The organism is Mycobacterium sp. SMC-15 (assembly GCF_045310925.1).
Classification (GTDB): domain Bacteria; phylum Actinomycetota; class Actinomycetes; order Mycobacteriales; family Mycobacteriaceae; genus Mycobacterium.
This window is the reverse complement of record NZ_JBJIAJ010000005.1, coordinates 164,300-187,804: the sequence shown is the minus strand read 5'-3', so window position 1 is coordinate 187,804 and position 23,505 is coordinate 164,300. Positions and strand designations below refer to the sequence as shown.

General features: G+C 67.9%; 21 protein-coding genes. 12 read left to right on the top strand and 9 right to left on the bottom strand.

All coding sequences use genetic code 11. From position 1 onward, the window contains the following. Nucleotides 1–48: 48 nt before the first annotated feature. The gene (locus ACJH71_RS09640) at nucleotides 49–1,377 is read right to left on the bottom strand and encodes a CaiB/BaiF CoA transferase family protein (protein ID WP_406757926.1); all 1,329 of its coding nucleotides are present in this window, start codon (nucleotides 1,375–1,377) and stop codon (nucleotides 49–51) included. Nucleotides 1,378–1,481: 104 nt separating this feature from the next. Between ACJH71_RS09640 and ACJH71_RS09635 the strand changes: the two genes are divergently transcribed. Beyond that, nucleotides 1,482–3,017: an aldehyde dehydrogenase family protein gene (locus tag ACJH71_RS09635; RefSeq protein ID WP_406757783.1), complete on the top strand. Its 1,536-nt coding sequence runs from the start codon at nucleotides 1,482–1,484 to the stop codon at nucleotides 3,015–3,017. A gap of 4 nt (nucleotides 3,018–3,021) precedes the next feature. On the opposite strand, the gene ACJH71_RS09630 is transcribed toward ACJH71_RS09635, so the two are convergent. From ACJH71_RS09630 to ACJH71_RS09620, 3 genes are all read right to left on the bottom strand, one after another. Further along, nucleotides 3,022–4,233, bottom strand: coding sequence for a cytochrome P450 (locus ACJH71_RS09630; RefSeq protein WP_406757782.1), 1,212 nt, complete (start codon nucleotides 4,231–4,233; stop codon nucleotides 3,022–3,024). Nucleotides 4,234–4,307: 74 nt separating this feature from the next. After that, a complete protein-coding gene (locus ACJH71_RS09625) occupies nucleotides 4,308–5,588 on the bottom strand; it encodes a cytochrome P450 (protein ID WP_406757781.1) in 1,281 nt (426 codons plus the stop codon). 23 nt (nucleotides 5,589–5,611) lie between these two features. After that, nucleotides 5,612–6,397 carry an SDR family oxidoreductase gene (locus ACJH71_RS09620; protein ID WP_406757780.1) on the bottom strand — a complete coding sequence of 262 codons (786 nt, stop codon included), beginning with the start codon at nucleotides 6,395–6,397 and terminating at the stop codon, nucleotides 5,612–5,614. 125 nt (nucleotides 6,398–6,522) lie between these two features. Here ACJH71_RS09620 and ACJH71_RS09615 point away from each other — a divergent pair, with 125 nt between their 5' ends. Both ACJH71_RS09615 and ACJH71_RS09610 read left to right on the top strand, forming a co-directional pair. Then, complete coding sequence (locus ACJH71_RS09615; protein WP_406757779.1) at nucleotides 6,523–7,341, top strand: NAD(P)-dependent oxidoreductase; 819 nt, start codon at nucleotides 6,523–6,525, stop codon at nucleotides 7,339–7,341. 17 nt (nucleotides 7,342–7,358) lie between these two features. Further along, entirely contained in the window at nucleotides 7,359–8,786 is a 1,428-nt protein-coding gene (locus ACJH71_RS09610; protein ID WP_406757925.1) for an aldehyde dehydrogenase family protein, read from the top strand. 5 nt (nucleotides 8,787–8,791) lie between these two features. Here the strand turns inward: ACJH71_RS09610 and ACJH71_RS09605 are convergent, their stop codons facing one another. Genes ACJH71_RS09605 through ACJH71_RS09595 form a run of 3 tightly spaced genes read right to left on the bottom strand, consistent with a single transcriptional unit; the run spans nucleotide 8,792 to nucleotide 12,035 of the window. Then, the gene (locus ACJH71_RS09605) at nucleotides 8,792–10,441 is read right to left on the bottom strand and encodes an acyl-CoA synthetase (protein WP_406757778.1); all 1,650 of its coding nucleotides are present in this window, start codon (nucleotides 10,439–10,441) and stop codon (nucleotides 8,792–8,794) included. After that, complete coding sequence (locus tag ACJH71_RS09600; protein WP_406757777.1) at nucleotides 10,429–11,046, bottom strand: cysteine hydrolase; 618 nt, start codon at nucleotides 11,044–11,046, stop codon at nucleotides 10,429–10,431. Before ACJH71_RS09600 ends, ACJH71_RS09605 begins: the two co-directional genes overlap by 13 nt. Then, nucleotides 11,043–12,035 (bottom strand): aromatic ring-hydroxylating dioxygenase subunit alpha, encoded by a 993-nt coding sequence (locus ACJH71_RS09595; RefSeq protein WP_406757776.1) that lies wholly within the window; start codon nucleotides 12,033–12,035, stop codon nucleotides 11,043–11,045. Before ACJH71_RS09595 ends, ACJH71_RS09600 begins: the two co-directional genes overlap by 4 nt. 81 nt (nucleotides 12,036–12,116) lie before the next feature. Between ACJH71_RS09595 and ACJH71_RS09590 the strand changes: the two genes are divergently transcribed. Next, on the top strand, nucleotides 12,117–13,169 hold the full coding sequence (locus ACJH71_RS09590) for a TIGR03857 family LLM class F420-dependent oxidoreductase (protein ID WP_406757775.1): 1,053 nt from the start codon (nucleotides 12,117–12,119) through the stop codon (nucleotides 13,167–13,169). 3 nt (nucleotides 13,170–13,172) lie between these two features. Here ACJH71_RS09590 and mftR read toward each other — a convergent pair whose 3' ends face one another. Then, nucleotides 13,173–13,769, bottom strand: a complete 597-nt coding sequence (gene mftR / locus ACJH71_RS09585) for a mycofactocin system transcriptional regulator (protein ID WP_406757774.1) — start codon at nucleotides 13,767–13,769, stop codon at nucleotides 13,173–13,175. 105 nt (nucleotides 13,770–13,874) lie between these two features. Here mftR and mftA point away from each other — a divergent pair, with 105 nt between their 5' ends. From mftA to mftG, 7 genes are all read left to right on the top strand, one after another. Beyond that, complete coding sequence (gene mftA / locus ACJH71_RS09580; RefSeq protein ID WP_406757773.1) at nucleotides 13,875–13,970, top strand: mycofactocin precursor MftA; 96 nt, start codon at nucleotides 13,875–13,877, stop codon at nucleotides 13,968–13,970. A 2-nt stretch (nucleotides 13,971–13,972) separates the two neighbouring features. Then, nucleotides 13,973–14,278, top strand: a complete 306-nt coding sequence (gene mftB / locus ACJH71_RS09575) for a mycofactocin biosynthesis chaperone MftB (RefSeq protein ID WP_406757772.1) — start codon at nucleotides 13,973–13,975, stop codon at nucleotides 14,276–14,278. Then, on the top strand, nucleotides 14,275–15,456 hold the full coding sequence (mftC, locus tag ACJH71_RS09570) for a mycofactocin radical SAM maturase (RefSeq protein ID WP_406757771.1): 1,182 nt from the start codon (nucleotides 14,275–14,277) through the stop codon (nucleotides 15,454–15,456). The genes mftB and mftC overlap by 4 nt, the downstream gene beginning before the upstream one ends. Nucleotides 15,457–15,458: 2 nt before the next feature. Next, nucleotides 15,459–16,649 (top strand): pre-mycofactocin synthase MftD, encoded by a 1,191-nt coding sequence (mftD, locus tag ACJH71_RS09565; RefSeq protein WP_406757770.1) that lies wholly within the window; start codon nucleotides 15,459–15,461, stop codon nucleotides 16,647–16,649. Between the two features lie 194 nt (nucleotides 16,650–16,843). Next, complete coding sequence (gene mftE, locus ACJH71_RS09560; RefSeq protein ID WP_406757769.1) at nucleotides 16,844–17,590, top strand: mycofactocin biosynthesis peptidyl-dipeptidase MftE; 747 nt, start codon at nucleotides 16,844–16,846, stop codon at nucleotides 17,588–17,590. Then, on the top strand, nucleotides 17,587–18,999 hold the full coding sequence (mftF, locus tag ACJH71_RS09555) for a mycofactocin biosynthesis glycosyltransferase MftF (RefSeq protein WP_406757768.1): 1,413 nt from the start codon (nucleotides 17,587–17,589) through the stop codon (nucleotides 18,997–18,999). The genes mftE and mftF overlap by 4 nt, the downstream gene beginning before the upstream one ends. 6 nt (nucleotides 19,000–19,005) lie before the next feature. Then, nucleotides 19,006–20,454: a mycofactocin system GMC family oxidoreductase MftG gene (gene mftG / locus ACJH71_RS09550; protein ID WP_406757767.1), complete on the top strand. Its 1,449-nt coding sequence runs from the start codon at nucleotides 19,006–19,008 to the stop codon at nucleotides 20,452–20,454. On the opposite strand, the gene ACJH71_RS09545 is transcribed toward mftG, so the two are convergent. Beyond that, nucleotides 20,436–21,689, bottom strand: coding sequence for a cytochrome P450 (locus ACJH71_RS09545; RefSeq protein ID WP_406757766.1), 1,254 nt, complete (start codon nucleotides 21,687–21,689; stop codon nucleotides 20,436–20,438). The genes mftG and ACJH71_RS09545 overlap by 19 nt on opposite strands. Nucleotides 21,690–21,803: 114 nt before the next feature. On the opposite strand from ACJH71_RS09545, the gene ACJH71_RS09540 reads away from it, so the two are divergent. Next, nucleotides 21,804–23,456, top strand: a complete 1,653-nt coding sequence (locus ACJH71_RS09540; RefSeq protein ID WP_406757765.1) for a carboxylesterase/lipase family protein — start codon at nucleotides 21,804–21,806, stop codon at nucleotides 23,454–23,456. Nucleotides 23,457–23,505: the final 49 nt, after the last annotated feature.

Here is a 23,505-nt window from a genome sequence, read left to right as displayed (position 1 = left end):
GCGGAAAAGGTCGAGTAGGCAGCGCCGTGGCCGCAGACTCAACGATGGTTAGGCGATATCGCCCGATTCTTTGAGCTTTTCGATGCGGTCCCAATCCATCCCGAGCTCCATCAGGACGATCTCGGTGTGCTCGGAGGCCTGTGGAGCACGCGTGGTCTCCAGCGGCTCGTGGTTGAACTGAACCGGGCCGCGGACCACCTTGAACGGCGGTCCGCCGTCACTGGGTTCGACCTCGGCGATCATGTCGTTGGCGATGGCCTGCTCGTCGGAGCCCAGATCGACCAGGCTCTGGAACGGCGCCCACTGACCCTTCATGGTCTTGAGGTGTTGGCGCCAGTACTCGAACGGCTTGGCGCCGATCGCGGCAACGACCAGTGCGCCGGCCGCCTCGGCGTTCTGCATCAGCGGCAGGACCTCGGCGAAGCGCGGGTCGTCGGCCGCCTCGGGAATCCCCAGATGCTCAAAGGTGTCTCGGATGTAGCCGGTCGGGCTGACGATGCACAGGTTGATGGTGCCGCCGTCGGAGGTCGTGTAGTTGCCCAGGAACGGGTTCGCGGGGGAGCCGCTCGGCCTGCGCGCCGGTCCCAGCTTCGCCTCTCCTTCGTCGAGCCTCGCTGAACCGCTCGGCCCGCGCGCCGGTCCCAGCTTCGCCTCTCCTTCGTCGAGCCTCGCTGAACCGCCGGATTCCGGCATCATCGCCCGCATCGCCTCGCCGGTGTCCATGCCCTGTGTCACGCTGGCACCGGCCGCCCACCATGCGGTGGACAGCAATGACACGTCGACCTCAAGCGCCTCGCCGGTGCGCTCGCGGTGCAGCAGCGCGGCGGCGATCCCGCCGGCGATGTTCATCCCACCGACGGAGTCGCCGAACGCGGGGATGCCCTGGGACAGCGGCGCCCCGAGTTCCTCGGGACTCAGCGCGTGGCCTATCCCGCTGCGGGTCCAGAACGCGGTGCCGTCGAAGCCGCCGATGTCGCGCTCGGGGCCCTTGTCGCCGTAGGCACTGCCGCGGGCGTAAACGATGTTGGGGTTGGCGGCGCGGATGTGCTCGACGTCGAACTTGTTCTTCTGCCGCGCGCGCGGCAGATAGTTCGTCAAGAACACGTCCGCCGTTGCCGCCAGTTCGTAAAGGACCTGCTGCCCACCGGAAGTCGATATATCGATGCCGACGCTGCGCTTGCCCCGGTTGGGGTGCTCGATCAGCGGATGCCGGTCGGGGTTGAGCTCGAAACCGCCCATCCGGATGAACCCGCGCTGGGTGTCACCGCGCACCGGGTGCTCGACCTTGATCACGTCGGCGCCCCAGTCGGCAAGGATCGCGCCGGCCGCGGGCACGAAGGTGAACTGCGCGACTTCCAGCACCCGGAAGCCGTCCATGACTTTGATCAACTCAGCGCGCTCCTGCCGCCGTGTGAACCCCTCGAGAACCAATTGAAGTATTCTACTGTAATGGTTACGGTTGGGCATCCGAAAGGGGCGAGGTGAGCGACATCGGACGGCAGACCAGCAGCGTTGAGATCGGCGAACGGGCTGCTGTGGTGGCGGAGTCGCGCCTGCTGATCGACGGCAAACTGGTGGCAGCGGCCTCGGGCGCCCAGTTCGACAACCTCAGCCCGGCCACCGGCCGGCTGTTGGGAACCACGGCGGCCGCCGGCGCGGACGACATGAACCAGGCCATCGCCGCGGCCCGCCGAGCGTTCGACGACACCGATTGGTCGACCAACCGCGAACTGCGCAAGCGCTGCCTGGCGCAACTGCAGTCGGCGCTGGAGGCGGAGAAGGAAGAGCTGCGCACCGAGTTGATCGCCGAGGTCGGCTGCCCGGTGATGACGACCCAACTGGCACAGCTGGATTGGCCGCTCGTAGCTGGGCTGCGCTACCCGGGACGGTTGATCGACGAATTCGACTGGGAGCGGCTACTCGACGGCGGGGGACTGTTCGGCGACCGCAACGTCCGCACCGTCGTCAAGGAGCCCGTCGGTGTGGTTGCGGCGATCACGCCGTCCAACTTTCCCATCGAGGTGATCCTCAACAAGCTGGGGCCGGCCCTGGCGGCCGGCAACACCGTCGTCCTCAAGCCCGACCCGAACACCCCGTGGAACGCCACCCGGCTGGGGCGCCTGATCGCTGAGCACACCGACATCCCCGCTGGGGTGGTCAACGTCGTGCCCACGCCGTCCAACGAGGTGGCCGGACTGCTCGGCACCGACCCCCGGGTCGACATGATCTCGTTCACCGGATCCACTACAGTCGGCAAGCTGCTGGCCCGCACCAGCGCCGACACCATGAAGCGGACCTTCCTGGAGCTGGGTGGAAAGTCGGCGCTGATCGTGCTTGACGACGCCGACCCGGCCAAGGTGATCCCCGGTGCGGTGGGGGTGTGCGTGCACGCAGGGCAGGCCTGCGCGGCCACCACCCGGATGCTGGTGCACACCAGCCTGTTCGACGAGTTGGTCGCTGCGGTCACCGCGGCCTTCGCGGCCGTCACCGTGGGCGACCCGGCGCTGCCGCAAACCCTGGTCGGCCCGCTGATCAGCGCCGCACAGAAGCGGCGAGTGCTCGACGCCTACGCGCAGGCCCGCCGCGACGGGGCCGAGATCACCACCGGCGGAGGCGAAGTCGCCGGCCTTCCGGACGAGCTGGCGGGCGGGCACTACGTGCAGCCGACGGTGATCGTCGGGGTCGACAACAGCGCCGCCATCGCGAGGGAGGAGGTGTTCGGGCCGGTGGTGGTGATGCTGCCGTTCGGTGACGACGACGAGGCGGTGCGCATCGCCAACGACAGTGCCTACGGGCTGGCCGGCGCCGTGGTCTCGGCATCGAACGAGCGGGCACTGGCTGTGGCTCGCCGGATCAGGACCGGCGCGGTCGGCGTCAACGGCGGCATGTACTACGGAGCCGACGCGCCGTTCGGCGGCTACAAGAGCAGCGGCTGGGGCCGGCAGTGCGGGATCGAGGGGTTCTCGCAGTACTTGGAGACCAAGACAATCGGCTACCGCAAACCGCGTGGGGCGTAAGCCGTCACTTCTCGGTGAAGGTCACCGGCAGCGACCGCGGGGAGCGAAACGGCTGCCCGTAGATATGCGGGTTACCGTCGGTCACCAGGGTGATCTCACCGAGGCGTTCCAGCAGGGATTCCATCGCGACCCGCATCTCCATGCGGGCCAGATGCAGGCCCATGCAGGTGTGCTCGCCTGCGGCGAATGTGATGTGCGGAATCCACTTGCGGAAGATGTCGAATTCCTCCGGCCGCTCCCACCGGGCCTCGTCGCGGTTGGCGGAACCGATGCAGACGTCGACGACGGCGCCGGCGGGGACTTCGACGCCGGCCACGTCGGTGTCGCGGATGGCGGTGCGCTGCACCGTGGTCAGCGGCGTCTCGTAGCGCAGCCCCTCCTCGATCGCGGCGCCGATCAGATCGTGGTCGGCGCGCACCGCCGCGAACTGTTCGGGATGGGTGAGCAGCAGATACAGCAGGTTGCTGGTGGCCCGGTAGGTGGTCTCCAGGCCGGCCGGCAGCAGCAGGCGTAGAAACGAGAAGATCGCTTCGTCGGTGAGCTTTTCGCCATCGACCTCCGCGGTGACCAGGTCGCCGATGATGTCTTCGGTCGGCTGGGACTTGCGTTTGGCCATCTGGGCCAGGAAGTAGTCCTTCAATTCCGCTGAAGCGGCAAACGCCCGCTCGTAGTTGACGGTGTAGCTGATCAGCTCGATCGCCCGCTGGCGGAACCAGGGCAGGTCCTCTTCGGGCAGGCCCAGCAGCTTGGCGATGACCCGGGTGGGGAATTCGAAGGTGAAGCCGGACACCAGATCGGTGGTACCGCCGCCGATGAACTCGTCGATCAGGGCCTTGCAGACCGGCCGGACCACCTCCGGCTCCCAGTGCACCAGTGATTTCCGTTTGAAGGCCGCCGAGACCAGATTGCGATGCTTGCGGTGTGGCTCGCCCTCCATCGCCAGGATCGTCGGTCCGATGAACAGCCCGATAGTGACGTCGTAGATGTGCGAGTTGAAGGAATCCGCCTCGCGGAAAACCTGATTCACGGCCTCGAAGGAGACCGCGGCGAATTGGGTCTTGGGCCGAAGCGATGCCGGGGTCTTGGAGTAGTCCATGACCGTTCCGGGGAAGACTCCGAGTCCTTCTCGCTTGCTCCGGAAGTACGGATAGGGGTTCTTCAGGTAGTCGGCCGGCTTGTCGAGTGCGGCAGCGATGTCGTCAACCTGACTCTCCACGGCTGATCTCCCGTCGGGTGTAGCTACATACTGTAATGATTACAGTAACCGACTAAGCGAGTATTGCGCCAGCGTCAGGCCAGGCTGATCGGCATCCGCTTGATGCCGTGCACGAAGGTGCTCTGCAGGTACTCCGGCTCGCCGATCCTGACTTCCGGCAGCCGGGTGAGCAGCTCGTAGAACAGGTGACGCAGCTCCATCCGGGCGACATGGGTGCCCAGGCAGTAGTGCGCGCCGCCGCCGCCGAAGCCCAGGTGCGGGTTGGTGGCGCGGGTGAGGTCGAACTCATGCGGCCGGTCGAACACCGACTCGTCGCGGTTTGCCGAGCAGTAGTACAGCGCCACCTTCTCGCCGGCTTTGATCTCGGTCCCGGCGACCTCGGTGTCCACCACCGCGTGACGGGCGAAGGCGAGTACCGGTGTCGCCCATCGCACGAACTCCTCGACCGCCCCGCCGATCCGATTGTCGTAATCGGCCAGCAGCCAGGCGCGCTGCTCAGGATGTTCGATCAAGGCCTTGAAGGCGTGCGTGGTGGCCTGCTTGGTGGTGTCGTTGCCCGCAGAGCCCAGCAGCACCATGAATGAGCCGAGCTCGGAATCGGTGAGGCGGTGGCCGTCGACCTCGGCATTGACCAACTCGGTCATCAGGTCATCGTGCGGTTCGGCGCGGCGGCGCTGTGCCAGCTCGACGCCGGAGCCGGCCAGCACGCCCAGCTGCGTCATGACGTGCACGGCCCGCTCCTCCAGTGAGGCGTACTCGTCGTCGCTCCCACTGAACAGGCATTCGGCGGCGTAGGCGACCTTCTGCTGGTCGGCCGGGTCGATGCCGATCATGTCCGAGACCGTGCGCATCGGCAGTTGGCCCGAACAGCTTGCGACGAAGTCGATCTGGTCGCCGGTGCGCAACTGGGTCAACAGGTCGTCGACGATGCTGCGGGAGTTGGCCTTGATCTGATCCTCGATGCGCCGAACCTGGCGCGGGGTGAATCCCGAACTGATGAGCTTGCGGTACCGAGTGTGATCGGGTGGGTCCATCGCCAGGAAGAACGTCATGTTGCGCTGGATCTCGGCCGGCATCGGGTCGACGCTGACGCCTTCGCTGGAACAGAACAGCTCTTCATGCTGGCTGATGAACTTGACGTCGGCATGGCGGGTCGCCGCCCAGTATCCGGTCTCCTGGTGGGGGAACACCGCGTCTATGGGCCGGTGCCAGGTCAGCCCCGGTTCGCCGCGCAGCGTCGCGAACGTCTCGTCCCGGGTCCGGAAGTCCTTGCCCCAGAAGCCGGTTTCGGAGATGTCCAGGCGATGGTAGGGGTGCGGCGATACCGGTGTGGTCGGTGACGAATCCAGTGTCATGGTTTCCTCTCGGGGCGTTGGCCCTACGCGGTGATGGGGGTGCCGGCGGTGATCGAGGTGATGAACCCGCCGTCGACGAGAACGTCCTGGCCGGTGATCCATCCGGCGGCGGGGGAGCCCAGGAAGTCGATCACCGGCACGATGTCGTCGACGCCGGCATGCCGGCCGACGGTGGCGCGTACGGTGTCGAGCAGCTGTTTGCCCATCGACTGCTCGAAGTCGGGCAGGATCGGCGTTTCGACCGGGCCCGGGCTCACCGTGTTGATCCGTACGCCGTACTCGGCGTGGGCCGTTGCGGCTCGCCGCTTGGCGTACAGGATCATCGCCTGCTTGGAGGTGCTGTAGACCGGGTAGGTCGGGTCCTGGCCGGCCTGCCAGCGCAGGACGGCCTGCGCGTCCGTCGCTTCGAGTAGGTCGTTGAGCGCCGGGATGCGCTGCTCCCATCCGAGTGCCGCCGTCGATGCCACCGCGACCACCGACCCGCCGCGACGAAGCCGCGGTAGCAGGCCCTCGGTCATCAGGCGCATACCCAGGTAGTTCACCGTGAGTACGTCGGCAGTCGATGCGGTGCCCGGTAGGCCGGCGACGTGGGCCAGTAGGTCCCAGCCGTCGCCGATTCCGGCGGTGAACTCAGCGATGGCTGCCGGATCCCGCAGGTCGCAGCAGGCGTGTTGCGACGCCGGCGTGTGGTGGGCGCGCACGTCGACGGCGAGAACGAAATCTCCGCGCTCGTAGAAGTGCGCGGCGGTGGCGGCGCCGATTCCCGACCCCGCGCCCACGACCACGACCTTGCGCTGCGGGTTGGTCATCCTCGCCAGCCTTCTGGTGTACCCGAAAAGTCGACAGTAAGCACGACTGTAACGAATTCGGCGCGTGCGGACAATGCTACGGTTGCCCTTACCGGATAGCCGAAAGCTGCCTTGAGGAGCCGAGAATGAGCGCAACGGGCCAGGTCGTCGGGTTCGTGGGAGCCGGCAAGATGGGCGAACCGATGGTCGCGCGCCTGGTAGCCGCCGGCTATCGCGTGCAGGTGTACGCGCGCCGGCCCGAGGTGCGCCAGCGGCTCGCCGACGTCGGTGCCGTGCCGGTCGAGTCGGTCGCCGCGGCCGCCCGCAATGCCGGCGTCGTGATCAGCTGCCTGTTCTCCGACGCCCAACTGCTCGATGTCGCCACCGGCGCCGACGGCTTGCTTGCCCATGCCGACTCCAGCACAGTCGTGGTTTCCCACACCACCGGGACCGTGAGCACTTTGACCAAATTGGCGGCGGAGTTCCCGCACGGCCCGGTGCTGGTGGACGCTCCCGTGAGCGGCGGCGCTCATGACATCGAGGCCGGCAGGCTGACCGTGCTGCTCGGCGGCCCCGACGACGCGGTGGCCCGTGCGCAGCCGGTGCTGGCGTCCTATGCCGATCCGGTGATCACCACCGGGGGGCTGGGCACCGCGCTCAACCTCAAGCTGATCAACAACGTGCTGTTCGCCGCCAATGCGCAACTGGTCGCCGCCGCGGTCGAGCTGGGCAAGAGCCTCGGAGTGCGCGACACCAGCTTGTTCGAGGCACTGTCGCAATGCAGCGGCGGCAGCCGGGCCGCGGGGTATGTGCAGTCGGCCGGTGGTGTGGATAGCTTCGCCAAAGTCGTTGCGCCCTTTATGCGCAAGGATGTGGCGGCCTGCATCGAGGCCGCCGCGGATCGTGGCGTCGAACTGGGCCAGTTGCGTACCGTGGCCGAGAACGGGCCACTGGACCTGTCGTGACGGCCGAGCTGGCAAATCTGCTGGAGAAGCAGCGGCGGTCCTTCGTGGCCGACGGGCCGCCGGGCGCCGCGGTCCGGCGCGGCCGCATCGACCGGTTGCTCGCGATGGTGCTGGACAACGTCGACGCCTTCACCGAGGCGATGGCGCAGGACTTCGGCACCCGGTCGCGAGCGGCCTCATTGGCCACCGAGATGATCGGCATCGTCCCCGTGGTCGAGCACACCAGATCGCATGTCCGACAATGGATGCGGCCGGGCAAGTTGCTGCGTGCGGCCCGGCTGGTCGGGTTGTGTGCCGAGGTGCAGCCCAGCCCGCTCGGCGTGGTGGGAATCATCGGGCCGTGGAACTTCCCGCTGCAACTGGTGGTGGTGCCGGCGGCGGCAGCCTTCGCGGCGGGCAACCGGGTGATGGTCAAGATGTCCGAGATCACCTCGCACACCGCCGAGCTGATGGCGCAGCTGGCACCGAAGTACTTCGACGAGAGCGAGTTCGCCGTCGTCACCGGTGGCGCCGAGGTGGCGGCCGCGTTCGCCGGTCTGCCGTTCGACCACGTCTTCTTCACCGGTTCGCCATCGGTGGGTGCGCTGGTTCAGCGCGCCGCCGCGGACAACCTGGTCCCGGTGACCTTGGAACTGGGCGGGAAGAATCCCGTCGTGGTGGCGCCCGGCGCCGATATCGCGCGATCGGCGAAGCGGATCGCCTCGGCCCGCATGGTCAACGGCGGTCAGGTCTGCGTGTGTCCGGACTATGTTCTGGTGCCCGAGCGCGACATCGACGCATTTGTCGATGTCGCCCGGCAAACGTTGCGGGACATGTTCCCGACGATCCTGGCCAATGGCGACTACTGCTCAAGCGTCAACGAAGCCAACTTCGACCGGGTGCTGGCTCTGATCGACGACGCGCGCGACCGCGGTGCCGTGGTGGAGGCCGTCGAGCCGGATGGGGAGGCGCTGCCGGATCGAGCTTCCCGCAAGATCGCCCCCACCCTCGTGCGCGGCGTCGATGCGACCATGCGGATCGCCGACGAGGAGATCTTCGGTCCGGTGCTGATGGTGCAGGGCTATGGCACCCTCGATGAAGCGATCGAGACGATCAACGCGCGCCCCGCTCCGCTGGTCGCCTACTGGTTCGGTCCCGGCGGCAAGAGCTTCCGGGACTTCGTGCGGCGCACCCGAAGCGGTGGAGTGGCCCGCAACGATTTTGCGGCACAGATGATTCCGCCGGGGGCACCGTTCGGCGGGGTGGGCCGCAGCGGCATGGGCGCTTACCACGGCAAGGCGGGCTTTGACGCGTTCAGCCACTACCGGACCGTGGTGGGCTCCGACCTGCCGTTCAGCATGACCGGTAGTGCGGCGCCGCCGTTTCGACCCGCGATGCGCTTCTACGCCGATGCGATGCTGCGCTCGGCGCGCAACCGGACCCGCCGCCGGATCAAACGCGGCTGACGACGCTAGCCCTGCTCGGCCTGTTCGCGCGCCCACCGGTAGTCGGCCTTGCCGGCCGGGCTGCGCACGATCGTCGCCCGGAACACGACTGCCTTGGGCAGCTTGTAGCGGGCCAGTGACCCGCCGGCATGCTCGATGAGTTCGGCGGCCGTCACGGCGGCACCGTCGGCGAGGGCCACCACGGCCACCACCTCCTGGCCCCAGCGTTCACTGGGCCGGCCCGCGACCACCACGTCGACGACACTCGGATGCGACGCGAGCGCCGTCTCGACTTCCTCGGCGAAGATCTTCTCCCCACCGGAGTTGATCGTCACCGAATCCCGGCCGAGCAGCTCGATCGAACCGTCGTCCAGGTGCCGCGCCCGGTCGCCGGGAACCGCGAAGCGTGCCCCATCGATCACCGGGAACGTCGCCGCGGTCTTGGTTGCATCGCCCTTGTAGCCCAGAGGGACGTAGCCGCGCTGGCCGAGCCAGCCCAGACCGTCGTGGCCGGGTTGCAGGACGGTCACCAGGTCCTCGGCCACCACGCAGGTGTCCGGTCCGCCGGCGAACGTTCCGGTGGACACGGCACCCGAGGTCGACATGTGACGCATCTGGGCGCCGGTCTCCGAGGATCCGACCCCGTCGATCACCATCGCACCGGGCAGGGTCTCGACGATCTGCTGCTTGACGTACGGCGTCAACAGGGCGCCGCCGTTGGCCACCACCAGCAGTGACGATACGTCGGCGCTGCCCTTGCGGATCGCGTCCAGCAGCGGCCGGGCCATCGCATCGCCGACCACGGTCACCGACAGCACTTTCTCGCGCTCAATGGCGCGTACCACGTCGTCGGCGTCGAAATGGTCCACAACCGAAGGGAAGACCAGAGTTTGGCCGGTGTTGATCGCGGTCATCACCGCCCACTGGGCGGCGCCGTGGATCAGCGGCGGCAGGATCATCAGCCTGATGCCCGGGTTCTCCCGAGCCGGCCCCACGATGTCGTCGATGGAGCTGACCTCTTCGGCGGTCATCAGGTTGCGGCCGCCGAACGAGCCCATGAAGATGTCGTGCTGACGCCAGAGCACGCCCTTGGGCATCCCGGTGGTGCCACCGGTGTAGAGCACATACAGATCGTCGGGCGAGGGTTGCACCGGAGGCGGCTCCGGCGAGCTCTCCGCCAGCACCGTCTCGTAGTCGACCGCCCCATCGAGCAGGGTGTTGCCGGAGTCGTCAGCGATCTGGATGAGCACTTTGAGTTGCGGAAGGTCGGGGAGTACTTCGGCCAAGGTGGGGGCGAACGCGGCGTGATACACCAGCGCGGTGGCGCCGGAATCAGCCAGCAGGTACGCCAATTCCTTGCGCACGTAGCGGTAGTTGACGTTGAACGGCGCCACCCGGGCCCGGAAGCTGCCCAGCAGGGTCTCGACGAACTCGTTGCCGTTGTAGGCGTAGATGCCCAACAAGTCCTGGCCGGTCTCGTGCGCGGACAGATCCGACCGCGGCGTGTGGCACCCCAGCCCGCGCGAGTGCAGGTAGGACGCCAGCCGGTTGGACCGCTCGAGGATCTGGGCATAGGTGTAGCGCCGGTCGCCCTGGACGATCATGTCGCGGTCGGGAATCGCCGCGGCCACCGCGTCGGTGACCTCGGGCACGGTGAACTGGGTCAGGGGTGCCACGTGTCCATCAGCTCCTGTGTGGTGGTGATCGTCGCCAGCAGCGACAGCGTGTTGTCGATGATGGCAGCACCGTACTCGGCCGGGACACCGGCCACCGCGTCGCGGGGCACCACCACGCGGTAAGCGGCGTTGACCGCGTCCATGACCAGGTTCGGGATGGCCACGTTCAGCGAGACCCCCACCGCGACAACGGTGGATACGCCCAGGTTGCGCAGGACTGCGTCCAGATCGGTTCCGCCCATCGGCCCGAGGCCGTGACAGCGGCTGAGCACCAGGTCAGACGGCTCCGGCCCGAACTCGGGCAGCAGGGTGGCACCGGCGCTGCCCGGATCGATGCGCACCGCGCGGCGGCCGGCGGCGAACAGCCGCGCGTTGTGGTTCGAGCCCAGGCCGTCCGGGCGACGGTGCACCAGGCAGTGCACCACCGCAACGCCGGCCGACCGCGCCACCGGCAGCAGCCGGCCGATGTTGGGCAGCGCCTCACGGCGCGCCTCGTCGGCGAGGGCCGCCAAGCCGGCGTCGGGTCCCACCACCGCGCCCTGCAGCTCCTGGGTGATGAGTGCGGTGTGCTCCGGCGCCACCAATTCCGCCAGTGTGGCGGTCATGCCGGCACATCGTAGAACTGTGTCGCCCACTTCCGCAGTGTCATAAACGGTTTCGCGTCGACCTTGGACAGTGCCGGATTCTGGATGTAGCGCTGGTAGCGCCAGATACCCAGATCGTCTTCGACGGTGGTCAGGAACTGCTTCTCGACACGCGCCCGGACGTCGTCCGGCGGCGCGTCGGAGTCGTCGCCGGGAACCCTCGGCCACCAGATCGAATAGAACAGGTCCGAGCGGCCCTCGTCGACCGGGGTGCAGGTGAAGATCAGCCGGTGCTGCTGCACGCCCTCGAAGATGCTGATCGCCCCGCCGAGCCCGAACAGGTGACTGTGGAAGCGCAACGCCATCTGTTCCGGGTCAGCCGCGCGCTCGTCGGGAAAACCGGCGACGAAGTGCCATTCCTGGCCGGCCATCTCCCAGTCGAGCAGTCTGGGCGTCACCGTCGCGTGGTGTACGTACTGGAAATGTGCGCTGTCAGCGGCATTCTCGGCGACGATCTGTGGATGGACCGGTTCGCTCTCCAGACGTCGGGAGAATTCCGGGTAGGCCCGATAGTAGTCCTGCGGGCCGGCGGTGAACTGGGGAAACTTGCCGAAGATGTCGGGCATCTCCCAATGGGGTTCGGCGCCGTCGGGGTGGTGCCATGCGAACACGCAGCCGTGCTGCTCGCGGACCGGGTAGACCCGCAGGCGCAACGCCTTGTTCGGCCGGTCCGGCTGATAGGGGATGAATTTGTTGCAGCCGTCGGGTCCCCACTGCCAGCCGTGGAAGGGGCACTCGACGCGATCTTCGACCACCGTGCCGCCGTGGCCCAAGTGGGCGCCCATGTGCTTGCAGTGCGCCTCCATCACGTGCAGTCCACCGCCGGCGTCCCGGTAGGCGACCAGGTCCTCGCCGAAGTAATGCAGGGCCCGGGTCTCTCCGATGGCGAACTCCGGTGACCAGCCGATCATGAACCAGCCGGTGACCTTCCAGGTGAACGGAACCTTCATCGCATTTCCTCCCGCGGCATCCAACTGAATACCGTACCGTAAACCCATCGATAGATGTATCGGCAGGAATGGAGTGTGGTCATGGTCGGGTCCGATCGGGTTCTCGATGAACTGGGCTACTACCTGCTGGCCGGCGCCGGCGGGGAGGGCCCGGCCGCGCTGCTGGATGAAGCCCGCCGTGGCGAGGAACTCGGGTTCGGGACCGCGTTCATCTCCGAACGCTGGAACGTCAAGGAGGCGTCGTCGCTGGTCGGGGCGGCGTGCGCGGTCACCGACCGGATGCAGATCGCCACCGCGGCAACCAATCACAACACCCGCCATCCGTTGATCACCGCGTCATGGGCGACCACCATGCACCGACTGTCGCGGGGACGATTCACCCTGGGCATCGGCCGCGGCGTGGCTGCCCTGTACGCCGCGTTCGGGATCCCGAACGTCACCACCGCGCAGATGGCCGACTTCGCGCAGGTGATGCGCCGACTCTGGAAAGGCGAGGTGATCTTGGGCCACGACGGGCCGATCGGCCGCTATCAGGTGCTGTTCTTGGACCCGGACTTCCGCGAAGACATCCGGCTGGCGCTGGTGGCATTCGGGCCCAAGACGCTCGAGCTGGGCGGCGCATTGTTCGACGACGTCATCCTGCACACCTACTTCACCCCGGAGACCTTGCAGCGCAGCGTGAAAACGGTGAAGGACGCCGCGGAACGAGCCGGCCGCGACCCGGCGAGCGTGCGGGTGTGGTCGTGTTTCGCCACCGTGGGCGATCACCTGCCCGAAGAGCTGCGGCTGAAAAAGACCGTGGCGCGGCTGGCTACCTATCTACAGGGCTACGGCGATCTGCTGGTGCGCACCAATAACTGGGACCCGGCGGTGCTGCAGCGCTTCCGCGAAGACCCGGTGGTGACCTCGATCCCGGGCGGTATCGACCACAAGGCCACCGCCGAGCAGATCGAGCACATCGCGACGTTGATCCCCGGCGAGTGGCTGGAGCCGGCGGCCACCGGACCGGCGCGGTGCTGCGCGGAGCGTATCCGCGAGGAGTTCGACTACGGAGCCGACGCGGTGATCCTGCACGGGGCCACCCCTGACGAGCTGGAGCCGGTGGTCACCGCCTACCGCGACGTCGTGGGGTGAGCGTCAGTCCAGCCCGCCGCGGATCGCATCGAACGCCGCACCGAGAACCTGAGGCAACACCAGCGACTCATCTCCCAGCCAGCGTTCGTAGGCGCTGAGAGCCACCCCTAGCATCATCCACGCCACCGTCTGCGGCCGCAGGTCGTCGGGGTCGCAGCCCGCGCGGCGTGCCACGAACTCCGCGATGACGTTGCGCCAGCCGGCGTACATCGTCATCGAGTACGCCTGCAGCTCATCGGTCTGCAGGATCACCCGCATCCGCCGGCGATGGCGCTCCGTCTCACTCGCGTCGAAGGTGTTGAACGCCAACAATGCCGCGCGCAGCGCATCGCCGAGAGGTGCGGCGGGGTCGATGCCGTCCAGCAGTTCGCGCAGTTGTTGCAGGTGGGCGTCGAAGTCGCCCCACGGGATGGCGTTCTTCGAGGCGTAGTACCGGAATACCGTGCGCCGGCCGATGCCGGCGGCCTGCGCCACGTCGTCGACGCTCACCTCGCCGAATCCGCGGGCGGCGAACAGGTCGATGGCCACGTCGGTGATGTGCTGCGGGGTGGTGGAGCGCCGCCGCCCGGCGCGGGGGTGCGCATCCGGTGTACCGCCCATCTGACAGCCCCACTTCCTTTACGGCACTCGATGCCATATTCTGTCCGAGATTGTGACGGACACGACAGTCCGTTGTCGAACCCGAATGTGAGAAAGGCCCGCGTCATGGACCAGAACCAGCAGAACGAGACTGCAGCCGAGATCGTCACCGAGACCCTGGTCGAAGAGGTGTCCATCGACGGCATGTGCGGCGTCTACTGACCATGCCGGAGGTCGCCGTGGAGTCGGAGGCAACGGTGTTCGACCCCGACCGCGGCTGGGAGCTGCACCCGCAGGTGGCGCTCCGTCCGGAGCCGTTTGGTGCGCTGCTGTACCACTTCGGCACCCGCAAGTTGTCGTTTCTGAAGAACCGCACCATCGTCGAGGTGGTGCGGTCTCTGCCGGAGCATGACGATGTCCGATCCGCCTGCCGCGCAGCCGGAGTCGACGACGCCGACCAGGGTCCGTACCTACACGCGCTGCGCGTGTTGGCGGATTCGAAGATGCTGATGCCCAGGGAGGGCCAATGACATCCGTGGCACCGGTGCCCCGGCTGATCGAACAATTCGAGCACGGGCTTGACGCTCCGATCTGCCTGACGTGGGAGCTGACCTACGCCTGCAACCTGGCGTGCGTGCACTGCCTGTCCTCGTCGGGCAAGCGCGATCCCCGCGAGCTGTCCACGCGGCAATGCAAGGACATCATCGACGAGCTGGAACGCATGCAGGTGTTCTACGTCAACATCGGTGGCGGGGAACCCACTGTGCGCTCGGACTTTTGGGAGCTGGTGGACTACGCGACCGAGCACCACGTGGGGGTGAAGTTCTCCACCAACGGTCTGCGGATCACCCCCGAGGTGGCGGCCAAGCTGGCGGCCAGCGACTACGTCGACGTCCAGATCTCCCTGGACGGTGCCACCGCCGAGGTCAACGACCCGATCCGCGGCCCCGGCTCGTTCGACATGGCGATCCGCGCGCTGGAGAACCTGGCTGCGGCCGGATTCTCCGATGCCAAGATCTCGGTGGTTGCGACCCGCCACAACATCGACCAACTCGACGACTTCGCAGCGCTGGCCAGCCGCTATGGAGCCACGCTACGGATCACCCGACTGCGGCCGTCGGGCCGCGGCGCCGACGTGTGGGACGACCTGCACCCGACCGCCGGCCAGCAGGTCCAGCTCTATGACTGGCTGGTGGCCAACGGGGAACGCGTGTTGACCGGCGACTCCTTCTTCCACCTGTCCGGCCTGGGCGCGCCCGGTGCGCTCGCCGGGCTGAACATGTGTGGTGCCGGCCGAGTGGTGTGCCTGATCGACCCCGTCGGTGATGTCTACGCCTGCCCCTTCGCCATCCACGACCGCTTCCTGGCTGGAAACGTGCTGTCCGACGGCGGTTTCGACAACGTCTGGAAGAACGCCCCGCTGTTTCGTGAACTGCGCGAGCCGCAGTCCGCAGGGGCGTGTGGAAGCTGCGACCACTACGACAGCTGCCGGGGCGGCTGCATGGCCGCCAAGTTCTTCACCGGCCTGCCGCTGGACGGGCCCGATCCGGAATGTGTCCAGGGCTACGGCGCTCCCGCGCTGGCCGCTGATCGCACCAAGCCCCGTCCGGCCGCGGACCACTCCCGCGGCAAGCCGATCACCACTGTGGTGCCGTTGACGCTGTCCATGCGTCCGCCGGCCCGCCTCTGCAATGAAAGTCCAATCTGATCATGGCTCGTGATGTCTGGTTCGAAACTGTTGCCATTGCCCAGGAGCGAGCCAAGAAGCGGCTCCCGAAGTCCGCGTACTCCTCGCTGATCTCGGCCAGTGAAAAGGGCCTGACGGTCAGCGACAACGTGGCGGCATTCAGCGAACTGGGATTCGCACCGCACGTGGTGGGTGCGCCCGCCAGTCGTGAACTGTCGACAACGGTTATGGGGCAAGAGATCTCGATGCCGGTGATGATCTCGCCGACCGGTGTGCAGGCAGTCGACCCGGACGGCGAGGTGGCCGTTGCGCGAGCGGCGGCGGCGCGCGGAACCGCGATGGGCCTGTCGTCGTTTGCCAGCAAGCCGATGGAAGAGGTTATCGCCGCCAACCCCAAGACCTTCTTCCAGATCTACTGGCTGGGCGGACGCGACGCCATCGCCGAGCGGGCGGAGCGCGCCCGGGCGGCCGGGGCCGTCGGGATGATCGCGACCACCGACTGGAGCTTCTCGCACGGGCGGGACTGGGGCAGCCCCACCATCCCGGAGAAGATGGACCTCAAGACCATGGTCAAGATGATGCCTGAGGCTCTCACCAGGCCCGGATGGTTCCTTCGGTGGGCCAAGACCCTGCGACCGCCGAGCCTGCGGGTGCCCAACCAGGCGGGCCGCGGCGAGGCCGGTCCGCCGTTCTTCCAGGCCTACGGGGAATGGATGGGCACCCCACCCCCCACCTGGGAAGACATCGCCTGGCTGCGTGAGCTGTGGGGCGGGCCGTTCATGCTCAAGGGCGTGATGCGGGTAGACGACGCGAAACGGGCTGTGGATGCCGGTGTTTCGGCGATATCGGTCTCCAACCACGGCGGCAACAACCTGGACGGCACGCCCGCGGCGATCCGCGCCCTTCCGGCCATCGCCGAGGCGGTGGGCGACCAGATCGAGGTGTTGCTGGACGGTGGCATCCGGCGGGGCAGCGACGTCGTCAAGGCCGTGGCGCTGGGTGCGCGTGCGGTGATGATCGGCCGGGCTTACCTGTGGGGTCTGGGCGCCGCCGGGCAACCCGGCGTGGAGAACGTCCTGGACATCCTCCGGGGCGGCATCGACTCGGCCCTGATGGGCTTGGGTCGGTCCTCGGTGCATGATCTGTCGCCGGACGACATCCTGATTCCGGCCGGATTCACCCGGGCGCTCGGCGTCCCGGCCGCCGAGGCCTAGTCGGAAGGCACAGGTCCGCCACTCGTCGGGTCGGCGCGCCCACCTGCTAAATCAGCGTCAGTTCTGATACGCCCGTGGCGGACGGGACGGACGTGATCACTCGAGAGCAGTCCGGGCCCCGGAGCGAAAAATTTACTTGGGTCGTACTCGTCAACAACTGGTGTACGACAGGTGAATTCGCTTACCATCGTCCGATGGCGGTTGGCGGCGAGCTCGGTAGTTCGACCTGGGACGAACTGCAGAACCAGCTACAGGGTCAGCTGCCGGAGCGGGGGATCAGGCTGCTGGTCCCGGTCGGGTCGACCGAGCAGCACGGTCCGCACCTACCGCTGGACACCGATACCCGGGTCGCACAGGCGCTCGCTCAGCGGTTGGCCGAGCGGTTGGCAGCAGCCGCGACGGGGCACGGCTGGACGGTCGCGCCGGCCATTGCCTACGGCGCCAGTGGCGAGCATCAGAGCTTTGCCGGCACCATCTCGATCGGCACCGAGGCGCTGACCCAACTGTTGCTGGAGTACGGGCGCTCCGCCTGCTGCTGGGCGCAGCGGGTGGTCTTCGTCAACGGCCACGGCGGCAATGTGCCCGCATTGGTCGAGGCGGTAGGCCGGCTGCGGTTCGAAGGCCGCGACGTGGGCTGGCTTCCGTGCGCCGCCCCGGATGCTGACGCCCACGCCGGGCACACCGAAACGTCTCTGCTGCTGCATCTTTCGCCGGAAATTGTCCGGTTCGACCGGGCTCGGCCGGGTAACAGCGCACCGTTGGCGCAGCTGCTTCCCGCGATGCGCGACGGCGGGGTCGGGGCAGTGAGCGCCGTCGGGGTGCTGGGCGACCCGACCACCGCCACCGCCGGCGAAGGGCAGCGGCTCTTCGCCGAGATGGTCGACGCCGGCCTGGCGGCCGTTGATACCTGGGCACCCGGGGCGAACGGGATGCTGCGGTGACCGCGGCCCGGCTGCCTGACGGCTTCGCCGTGCAGGTCGACCGGAAGGTACGCGTCCTGGGACGCGGATCCACACTGTTGGGCGGGTCGCCGACCCGGCTGCTGCGGCTGGCGCCGGCCGCCCAGGGGATGTTGTCCGACGGTCGTCTGGAGGTACGTGACGCGGTCAGCGCACAGTTGGCCCGTACCCTTTTGGATGCCACCGTTGCCCATCCGCGGCCAGCCGGCGGGCCATCGTATCGAGACGTGACAGTCGTTATTCCGGTGCGGGACAATGTGATCGGGCTGCAACGGCTGATTGCGGCACTGCGTGGCCTGCGGGTCGTGGTGGTGGACGACGGGTCGCAGATTCCGATCTGCCGGGAGGATTTGACCGCGGCGCACTGCTGCGAGGTGCAGGTGCTGCGCCACCCGGAGAGTCGGGGGCCGGCGGCCGCGCGCAACACCGGGTTGATGGCCTGCACGACGAATTTCGTGGCGTTCCTGGATTCCGATGTGGTGCCGCGTCGGGGCTGGCTGGAGGCCCTGCTGGGGCACTTCTGCGACCCGGCGGTAGCCCTGGTAGCCCCCCGGATCGTCGGTATGGCCGACAGCGGACACCTGGTCGCGCGGTATGAGTCCATGCGTTCGTCGCTGGACCTGGGTGGCTGCGAGGCGCCCGTAGTGCCCTACGGCAAGGTCGCCTACGTCCCCAGCGCGGCGATCATCTGCCGCTCCACGGCGCTGCGGGAGCTGGGCGGCTTCGACGAAGCGCTGCATTCCGGTGAAGACGTCGACCTGTGCTGGCGATTGGTGGATGCGGGCAGCAGGCTGCGCTATGAGCCGATTGCGCAGGTCGCCCACGATCACCGGGTGGAGCTGCGGGATTGGGTGGCGCGCAAGGCTTTTTACGGGGGATCGGCGGCACCACTGTCGGCCCGCCACCCGGACAAGGCCGCGCCCATGGTGATCTCCGGCTGGGCGCTGGCAGGCTGGGCGCTGATGGCGCTCGGCTCGGCGTTGGGCTATCTGGTCTCCTTGACCATCGCCGCGCTGACCGGGCACCGGGTGGCCCGGTCCATGCGGGGCCCCGACACTGCGCCGGCCGATGTGCTGATGGTGACGTTGCGCGGACTGGCGAGCGCCGGGCTGCAGATCGCCTCGGCGCTGTGCCGGCACTACTGGCCCGCCGCGCTGCTGGCCGCGTGCGTGTCACAGCGCTGCCGCAGGGCGCTGCTGCTGGCGGCGGTCGCCGACGGAGTGGTGGATTGGCTGCGGCACGCGCGCAGTGAGGACGATTCCCGGCCACTGGGGCTGCCGGCCTACCTGCTGCTCAAGCGGGTGGACGATCTGGCCTACGGTGCCGGCCTGTGGAGCGGTGTGGTGCGTGAACGCAACCTTGCCGCACTCAGGCCGCAGATTCGCAGCTAGGCCGCCTTGACCGTTCCGGTGGTACACAGCGATGCGCTGGTGGTGGGGGCTGGAAGCGCGGGATCGATTGTCGCGGCAACGCTCTCGTCGGATCCTTCGTGCACGGTCACGGTGGTGGAATCGGGTCCAGGTCTGGGGGATCCGGTGGTGGCTGCGCAGACCGCCGACGCGATGACATTGCCGATCGGCCCGGCCAGCCGGCTGGTGCATCGGTACCGTGCCGAGCTGATCAGCAGGGCCGACAACGCGGTGACGATAGTGCGTGGTGCCACCTTCGGCGGATCCGGCGCGGTCAACGGGGGGTACTTCTGCCGGGGGCTTCCGGCCGACTTCGCCGGCTACCCTGCGGGTTGGGCGTGGCCGCAGCTGCTGGAGTCGTTTCGGGCCGTCGAGACCGATCTTGACTTCCACGGCCCGCAACACGGCGACACCGGCCCCATACCCGTCCGACGGACTCGTGAAATGTGCGATAGCACAAAACGATTCAATGATTCCGTGCAGCGATCAGGGTTCGGTTGGATCGACGATCTCAACGACGCGACGCTGACGACACGATCCGGCGCGGGTGCCGTCCCACTCAACGTGACTGTCGAGGGCGTGCGCACCGGACCGGGTATGGCGTACCTGCGGCCCGCGCTGTCGCGCGAGAACCTCACTGTCCTGACGCAGACCCGGGCGGTCCGTGTCACCATCGAAGCTGATCGAGCCATAGCCGTGGAAGCGATCGGTGAGCAGGGCCCCATCACGCTTACTGCGGATCGGATCGTGTTGTGCGCCGGGGCGATCGGATCGGCACACCTGTTGATGTTGTCCGGTGTCGGTGGAGAGGTCATGCTGCGCGATGCAGGTGTCGCGGTAAAGGCAGCGCTTCCGGTCGGCGCGCACTGTGCGGATCACCCGGAATGGCTGGTGGCAGCGCCATGGCCGGGCACGCCCGGCCGCCCGGTGCTGGAAGCAGTGCTGCACCACGAGGACGTGGAGATTCGGCCCTACACCGCCGGTTTCGCCGCGATGGTCGGTGAAGTCGACACGCCCGATCAGCCGCAGATCGGGGTAGCGCTGATGACTCCGCGAGCCCGCGGGCGGATAAGCCTGGTCTCGGCGGACCCGCACGTACCACCGCGCATCGAACACCGCTATGACACCGAGCCGGCGGATATGGCGGCGTTGCGCCGCGGCGTGGACCTGGTCGATCAGATTGTGGGCGTGAAAGATGTTGGTGCAGAGCCGCGTTGGTCGACATCACAACACCTGTGCGGTAGTGCGCCGATCGGCGGTGACGGCGACCGGGATGCGGTGCTCGATGCGCAGTGCCGGGTGCGTGGCGTCGACGGCCTGTGGGTGATCGACGGCTCGGCGCTGCCCCGGATCACCAGCCGCGGACCGCACGCGACCATCGCGATGCTGGCGCACCGGGCCGCGGTACTGCTCTGCGGTCAGGACCGCAGCCGGTAGCGGATCGGCAGGTGCTTGAGGCCGCCGACGAACGTCGTCGACGCCAGCTGAGGCTCGCCGGCGAGCTCGATGGCGTCCAGCCGCGGCAACAAGGCGCTGAAGAAACTGCTGATCTCCATGCGCGCCAGGGCGGAGCCCACACAGAAGTGCACTCCGTGCCCGAATGCCAGATGCTTGTTCGGGTCGCGCCCGACGTCGAAGGCGAACGGGTCGTCGAAGACGTCCTCGTCGCGGTTGGCCGAAACATAGGACAGATAGACGGATTCGCCCTCCGCGATCGGTACGCCGCGCACCGCGGTGTCGGCGGTGGCGGTGCGCATGAACTCCTTGACCGGCGTCACCCAGCGGATGATCTCCTCGACCGCGGTCGGCATGAGCCGCAGGTCGGCACGCAGCCGCTCCCGCTGATCCGGGTGTTCGATGAGTGCCCGCAGGCCGCCGCCGATCGCAGCGCTGGTGGTGTCGTGGCCGGCGGTGGCGATGATGACGTAGTAGGAAGCCGTATCCACATCCGACAGCGGTGCGCCGTCGATGGTCGCGTTGGCGATCGTGGAGGCCAGATCGTCGGTTGGTTGGGCGCGCCGCGCCGCGGTCAGCGCCCCGAAGTAGGAGAAGAAGTCGAGCAGCACCGGCAGCTGCTCCTCGGGAGTCAAGCCGCGGCGGTACTCCTCGTCGTCGCCGCCGAACAGTTCCTGGGTCAGCCGCAGCATGCGACCGAAGTCCGTCTCCGGCAGGCCCAGCAGCGACATGATGACGAACAGCGGGTAGTTGACCGCGACCTCCTGCACGAAATCGCACTCCGGGCCGAGCTGCACCATCTTCTCGACGTAGCGATGGGCGAGCTCGTCGATGCGGGTCTTGAGCATCCGCATCGCCTTGGGGCGGAACCAGTCTGAGACGATGGTGCGCATCTTGTGGTGTTGCGGATCGTCCATGTGGATCAGGGTCCGCAGCCCCATTCCGGACTCGAGCAGGGAGCGCTGAAGGTCGTCGGCGTCGGCGGGCGCCAGCACGGGCCGCGGCGCGTTGATCCACAGCACGTTGTCACGCTCGATCTCCATGATGTCGGCGTGGCGGGTGATGGCCCAGAACGGGCGGTAGGGCCGATGGTCGACCAGGGACACCGGTGCGTGTGCGCGCAGGTGGGTCAGGGCCGCGTGCAACCGAGGTTCGTCGGCGTAGGCGCTGGGGTCGACGAACACCTGGGCGGCCTGGTCGATGATCGGTGTACTCATACCCTGCTCCTAGTCCCCATTTTTGACACGTGTCAGGTTTGGGTCCAGTGTTGCGGATCGTCGGCCGTCGTGGCGGCGCTTTGGGTTGATTCGGGCCGATTAGGCTCTTCGGTCATGTCGATCGGATCGTGCCGCTGGCCTCGCAGGGTCGGCGCCGTTGTGCTGGCGCTGACTGCGGTGTTGGCAGCCGGGTGCGCGCGCTCGGACGGCGCGGCGTCCCACTCGAGCGTGGGCCCTCGCGCGGTCGCGCTCAATGCCGACGTGGTGCGGACCGGATCCGGGCTGTTGAAAGGCACCGTCGGGCCGGATCACCGGCTGTTTCAAGGGATCCCGTACGCCGCTCCGCCGGTTGGGCCGCTGCGGTGGCAGCCGCCGGCGCCGATGCCGGCATGGCCCGGTGTGCGTGACGCGGTCAAGCGTGGACCCTGGTGCGTTCAGCCGGATGCCGCCGACGTGGATCCGATCAGCGAAGACTGCCTGACGCTCAACGTGTGGACGCCGACCGGCTCGGCCGCCGAGCCGCTGCCGGTCATGGTGTGGATCCACGGCGGAAGTTTCATGCGGGGCGCCGGCGACATCTACCACGCGCAACGGCTTGCCGTCCGCGGACGCATCATCGTCGTCACCATCAACTACCGGCTGGGCGCGCTCGGATTCCTGGCCGACCCCGCGCTGGGGAACCCCGGCAATTACGGGCTGGCCGATCAGCAGGCGGCGCTGCGCTGGGTTCGCGACAACATCGACGAATTCGGCGGCGACCCGGACAAGGTGACCATCGCCGGTGAGTCCGCCGGCGGCATGTCGGTCTGTGACCACCTGGCTGCCCCGGATTCGGCGGGCCTGTTCCGGGCCGCGATCATTCAAAGCGGCCCGTGTCAGGCCCAGGTCGAGGTGCCCGACGCGCAGCGGATCAGCCGCGAATACACCGAATCCCTGGGGTGCGGCGACCGGGCCACCGCGCCGCAGGACCCCGATGAGCAGATCGCGTCGTGCCTGCGGGCGTTGCCGCCCGACCGGCTGGCCAAGCCGCTGTGGTACTCACGGTTCGGCACCGATCACCTCAGCGGCCCGGTGATCGGAACCGCGCTGCTGCCCAAGGATCCGGTGCGGGTGTTCCGGGAACCTCCGGGCGAGGGCGGCCCCGCGGGTAAGCCGGTACTGCTCGGGGTCAACCGGGACGAGTTCGCACTGTTCGTCGCGCTGCGGTATCTACGCGTCGGGCAGGAGATCACCGCCGCGGAATACCCCGACGAACTCGGCGACACGTTCGGACGTGACTCCGCCGCCGCGGTGGCCGAGCACTATCCGCCGGGCCGGTTCGCCGGCAGCGTCTCGCTGGCCTATGCCGCCGCCGCTACCGACGACATCTTCGCCTGCCTGGCCGACCGGATGGCCCGCGGCCTGGTCGCCGGCGCGCCGGTGTACGGCTATGAATTCGACGACCCGCACGCGCCCGCCCCGGAGTTGTTCGACCAGGTGCCCTTCCCGATCGGCGCCACGCACTCGCTGGAGATGCGCTACCTCTTCGATATCGGTGGTGCCCCGCCGCTCGATCCCGCGCAGCGCCGGTTGTCCGACCAGATGATCGAGTACTGGACCGGGTTCGTCGTGACCGGTGCACCGATCGCCGTCGACCAACCTGACTGGCCCGCTATCGGAAACGGGCCCGACCGGCGGTGGATGTCACTGCGCACCGACGGCAGCCGGATGATCACCGACTACGCCGCCGCGCATCAGTGCGACTTCTGGGCGACGGTGCGGAGCTGACCCGCGAGCCCTGATCCGCGCCGAGCGTGAAGCCATCTTCACGTTCGGC

Bases quoted from the DNA above. Each gene is read 5' to 3' on its own strand.
- ACJH71_RS09640 (WP_406757926.1), bottom strand. From the start codon at position 1,377: ATGGACGGCTTCCGGGTGCTGGAAGTCGCGCAGTTCACCTTCGTGCCC.
- ACJH71_RS09625 (WP_406757781.1), bottom strand. From the start codon at position 5,588: ATGACACTGGATTCGTCACCGACCACACCGGTATCGCCGCACCCCTAC.
- ACJH71_RS09620 (WP_406757780.1), bottom strand. From the start codon at position 6,397: ATGACCAACCCGCAGCGCAAGGTCGTGGTCGTGGGCGCGGGGTCGGGA.
- ACJH71_RS09615 (WP_406757779.1), top strand. From the start codon at position 6,523: ATGAGCGCAACGGGCCAGGTCGTCGGGTTCGTGGGAGCCGGCAAGATG.
- ACJH71_RS09600 (WP_406757777.1), bottom strand. From the start codon at position 11,046: ATGACCGCCACACTGGCGGAATTGGTGGCGCCGGAGCACACCGCACTC.
- ACJH71_RS09595 (WP_406757776.1), bottom strand. From the start codon at position 12,035: ATGAAGGTTCCGTTCACCTGGAAGGTCACCGGCTGGTTCATGATCGGC.
- ACJH71_RS09590 (WP_406757775.1), top strand. From the start codon at position 12,117: ATGGTCGGGTCCGATCGGGTTCTCGATGAACTGGGCTACTACCTGCTG.
- mftR (WP_406757774.1), bottom strand. From the start codon at position 13,769: ATGGGCGGTACACCGGATGCGCACCCCCGCGCCGGGCGGCGGCGCTCC.
- mftA (WP_406757773.1), top strand. From the start codon at position 13,875: ATGGACCAGAACCAGCAGAACGAGACTGCAGCCGAGATCGTCACCGAG.
- mftB (WP_406757772.1), top strand. From the start codon at position 13,973: ATGCCGGAGGTCGCCGTGGAGTCGGAGGCAACGGTGTTCGACCCCGAC.
- mftC (WP_406757771.1), top strand. From the start codon at position 14,275: ATGACATCCGTGGCACCGGTGCCCCGGCTGATCGAACAATTCGAGCAC.
- mftD (WP_406757770.1), top strand. From the start codon at position 15,459: ATGGCTCGTGATGTCTGGTTCGAAACTGTTGCCATTGCCCAGGAGCGA.
- mftE (WP_406757769.1), top strand. From the start codon at position 16,844: ATGGCGGTTGGCGGCGAGCTCGGTAGTTCGACCTGGGACGAACTGCAG.
- ACJH71_RS09545 (WP_406757766.1), bottom strand. From the start codon at position 21,689: ATGAGTACACCGATCATCGACCAGGCCGCCCAGGTGTTCGTCGACCCC.
- ACJH71_RS09540 (WP_406757765.1), top strand. From the start codon at position 21,804: ATGTCGATCGGATCGTGCCGCTGGCCTCGCAGGGTCGGCGCCGTTGTG.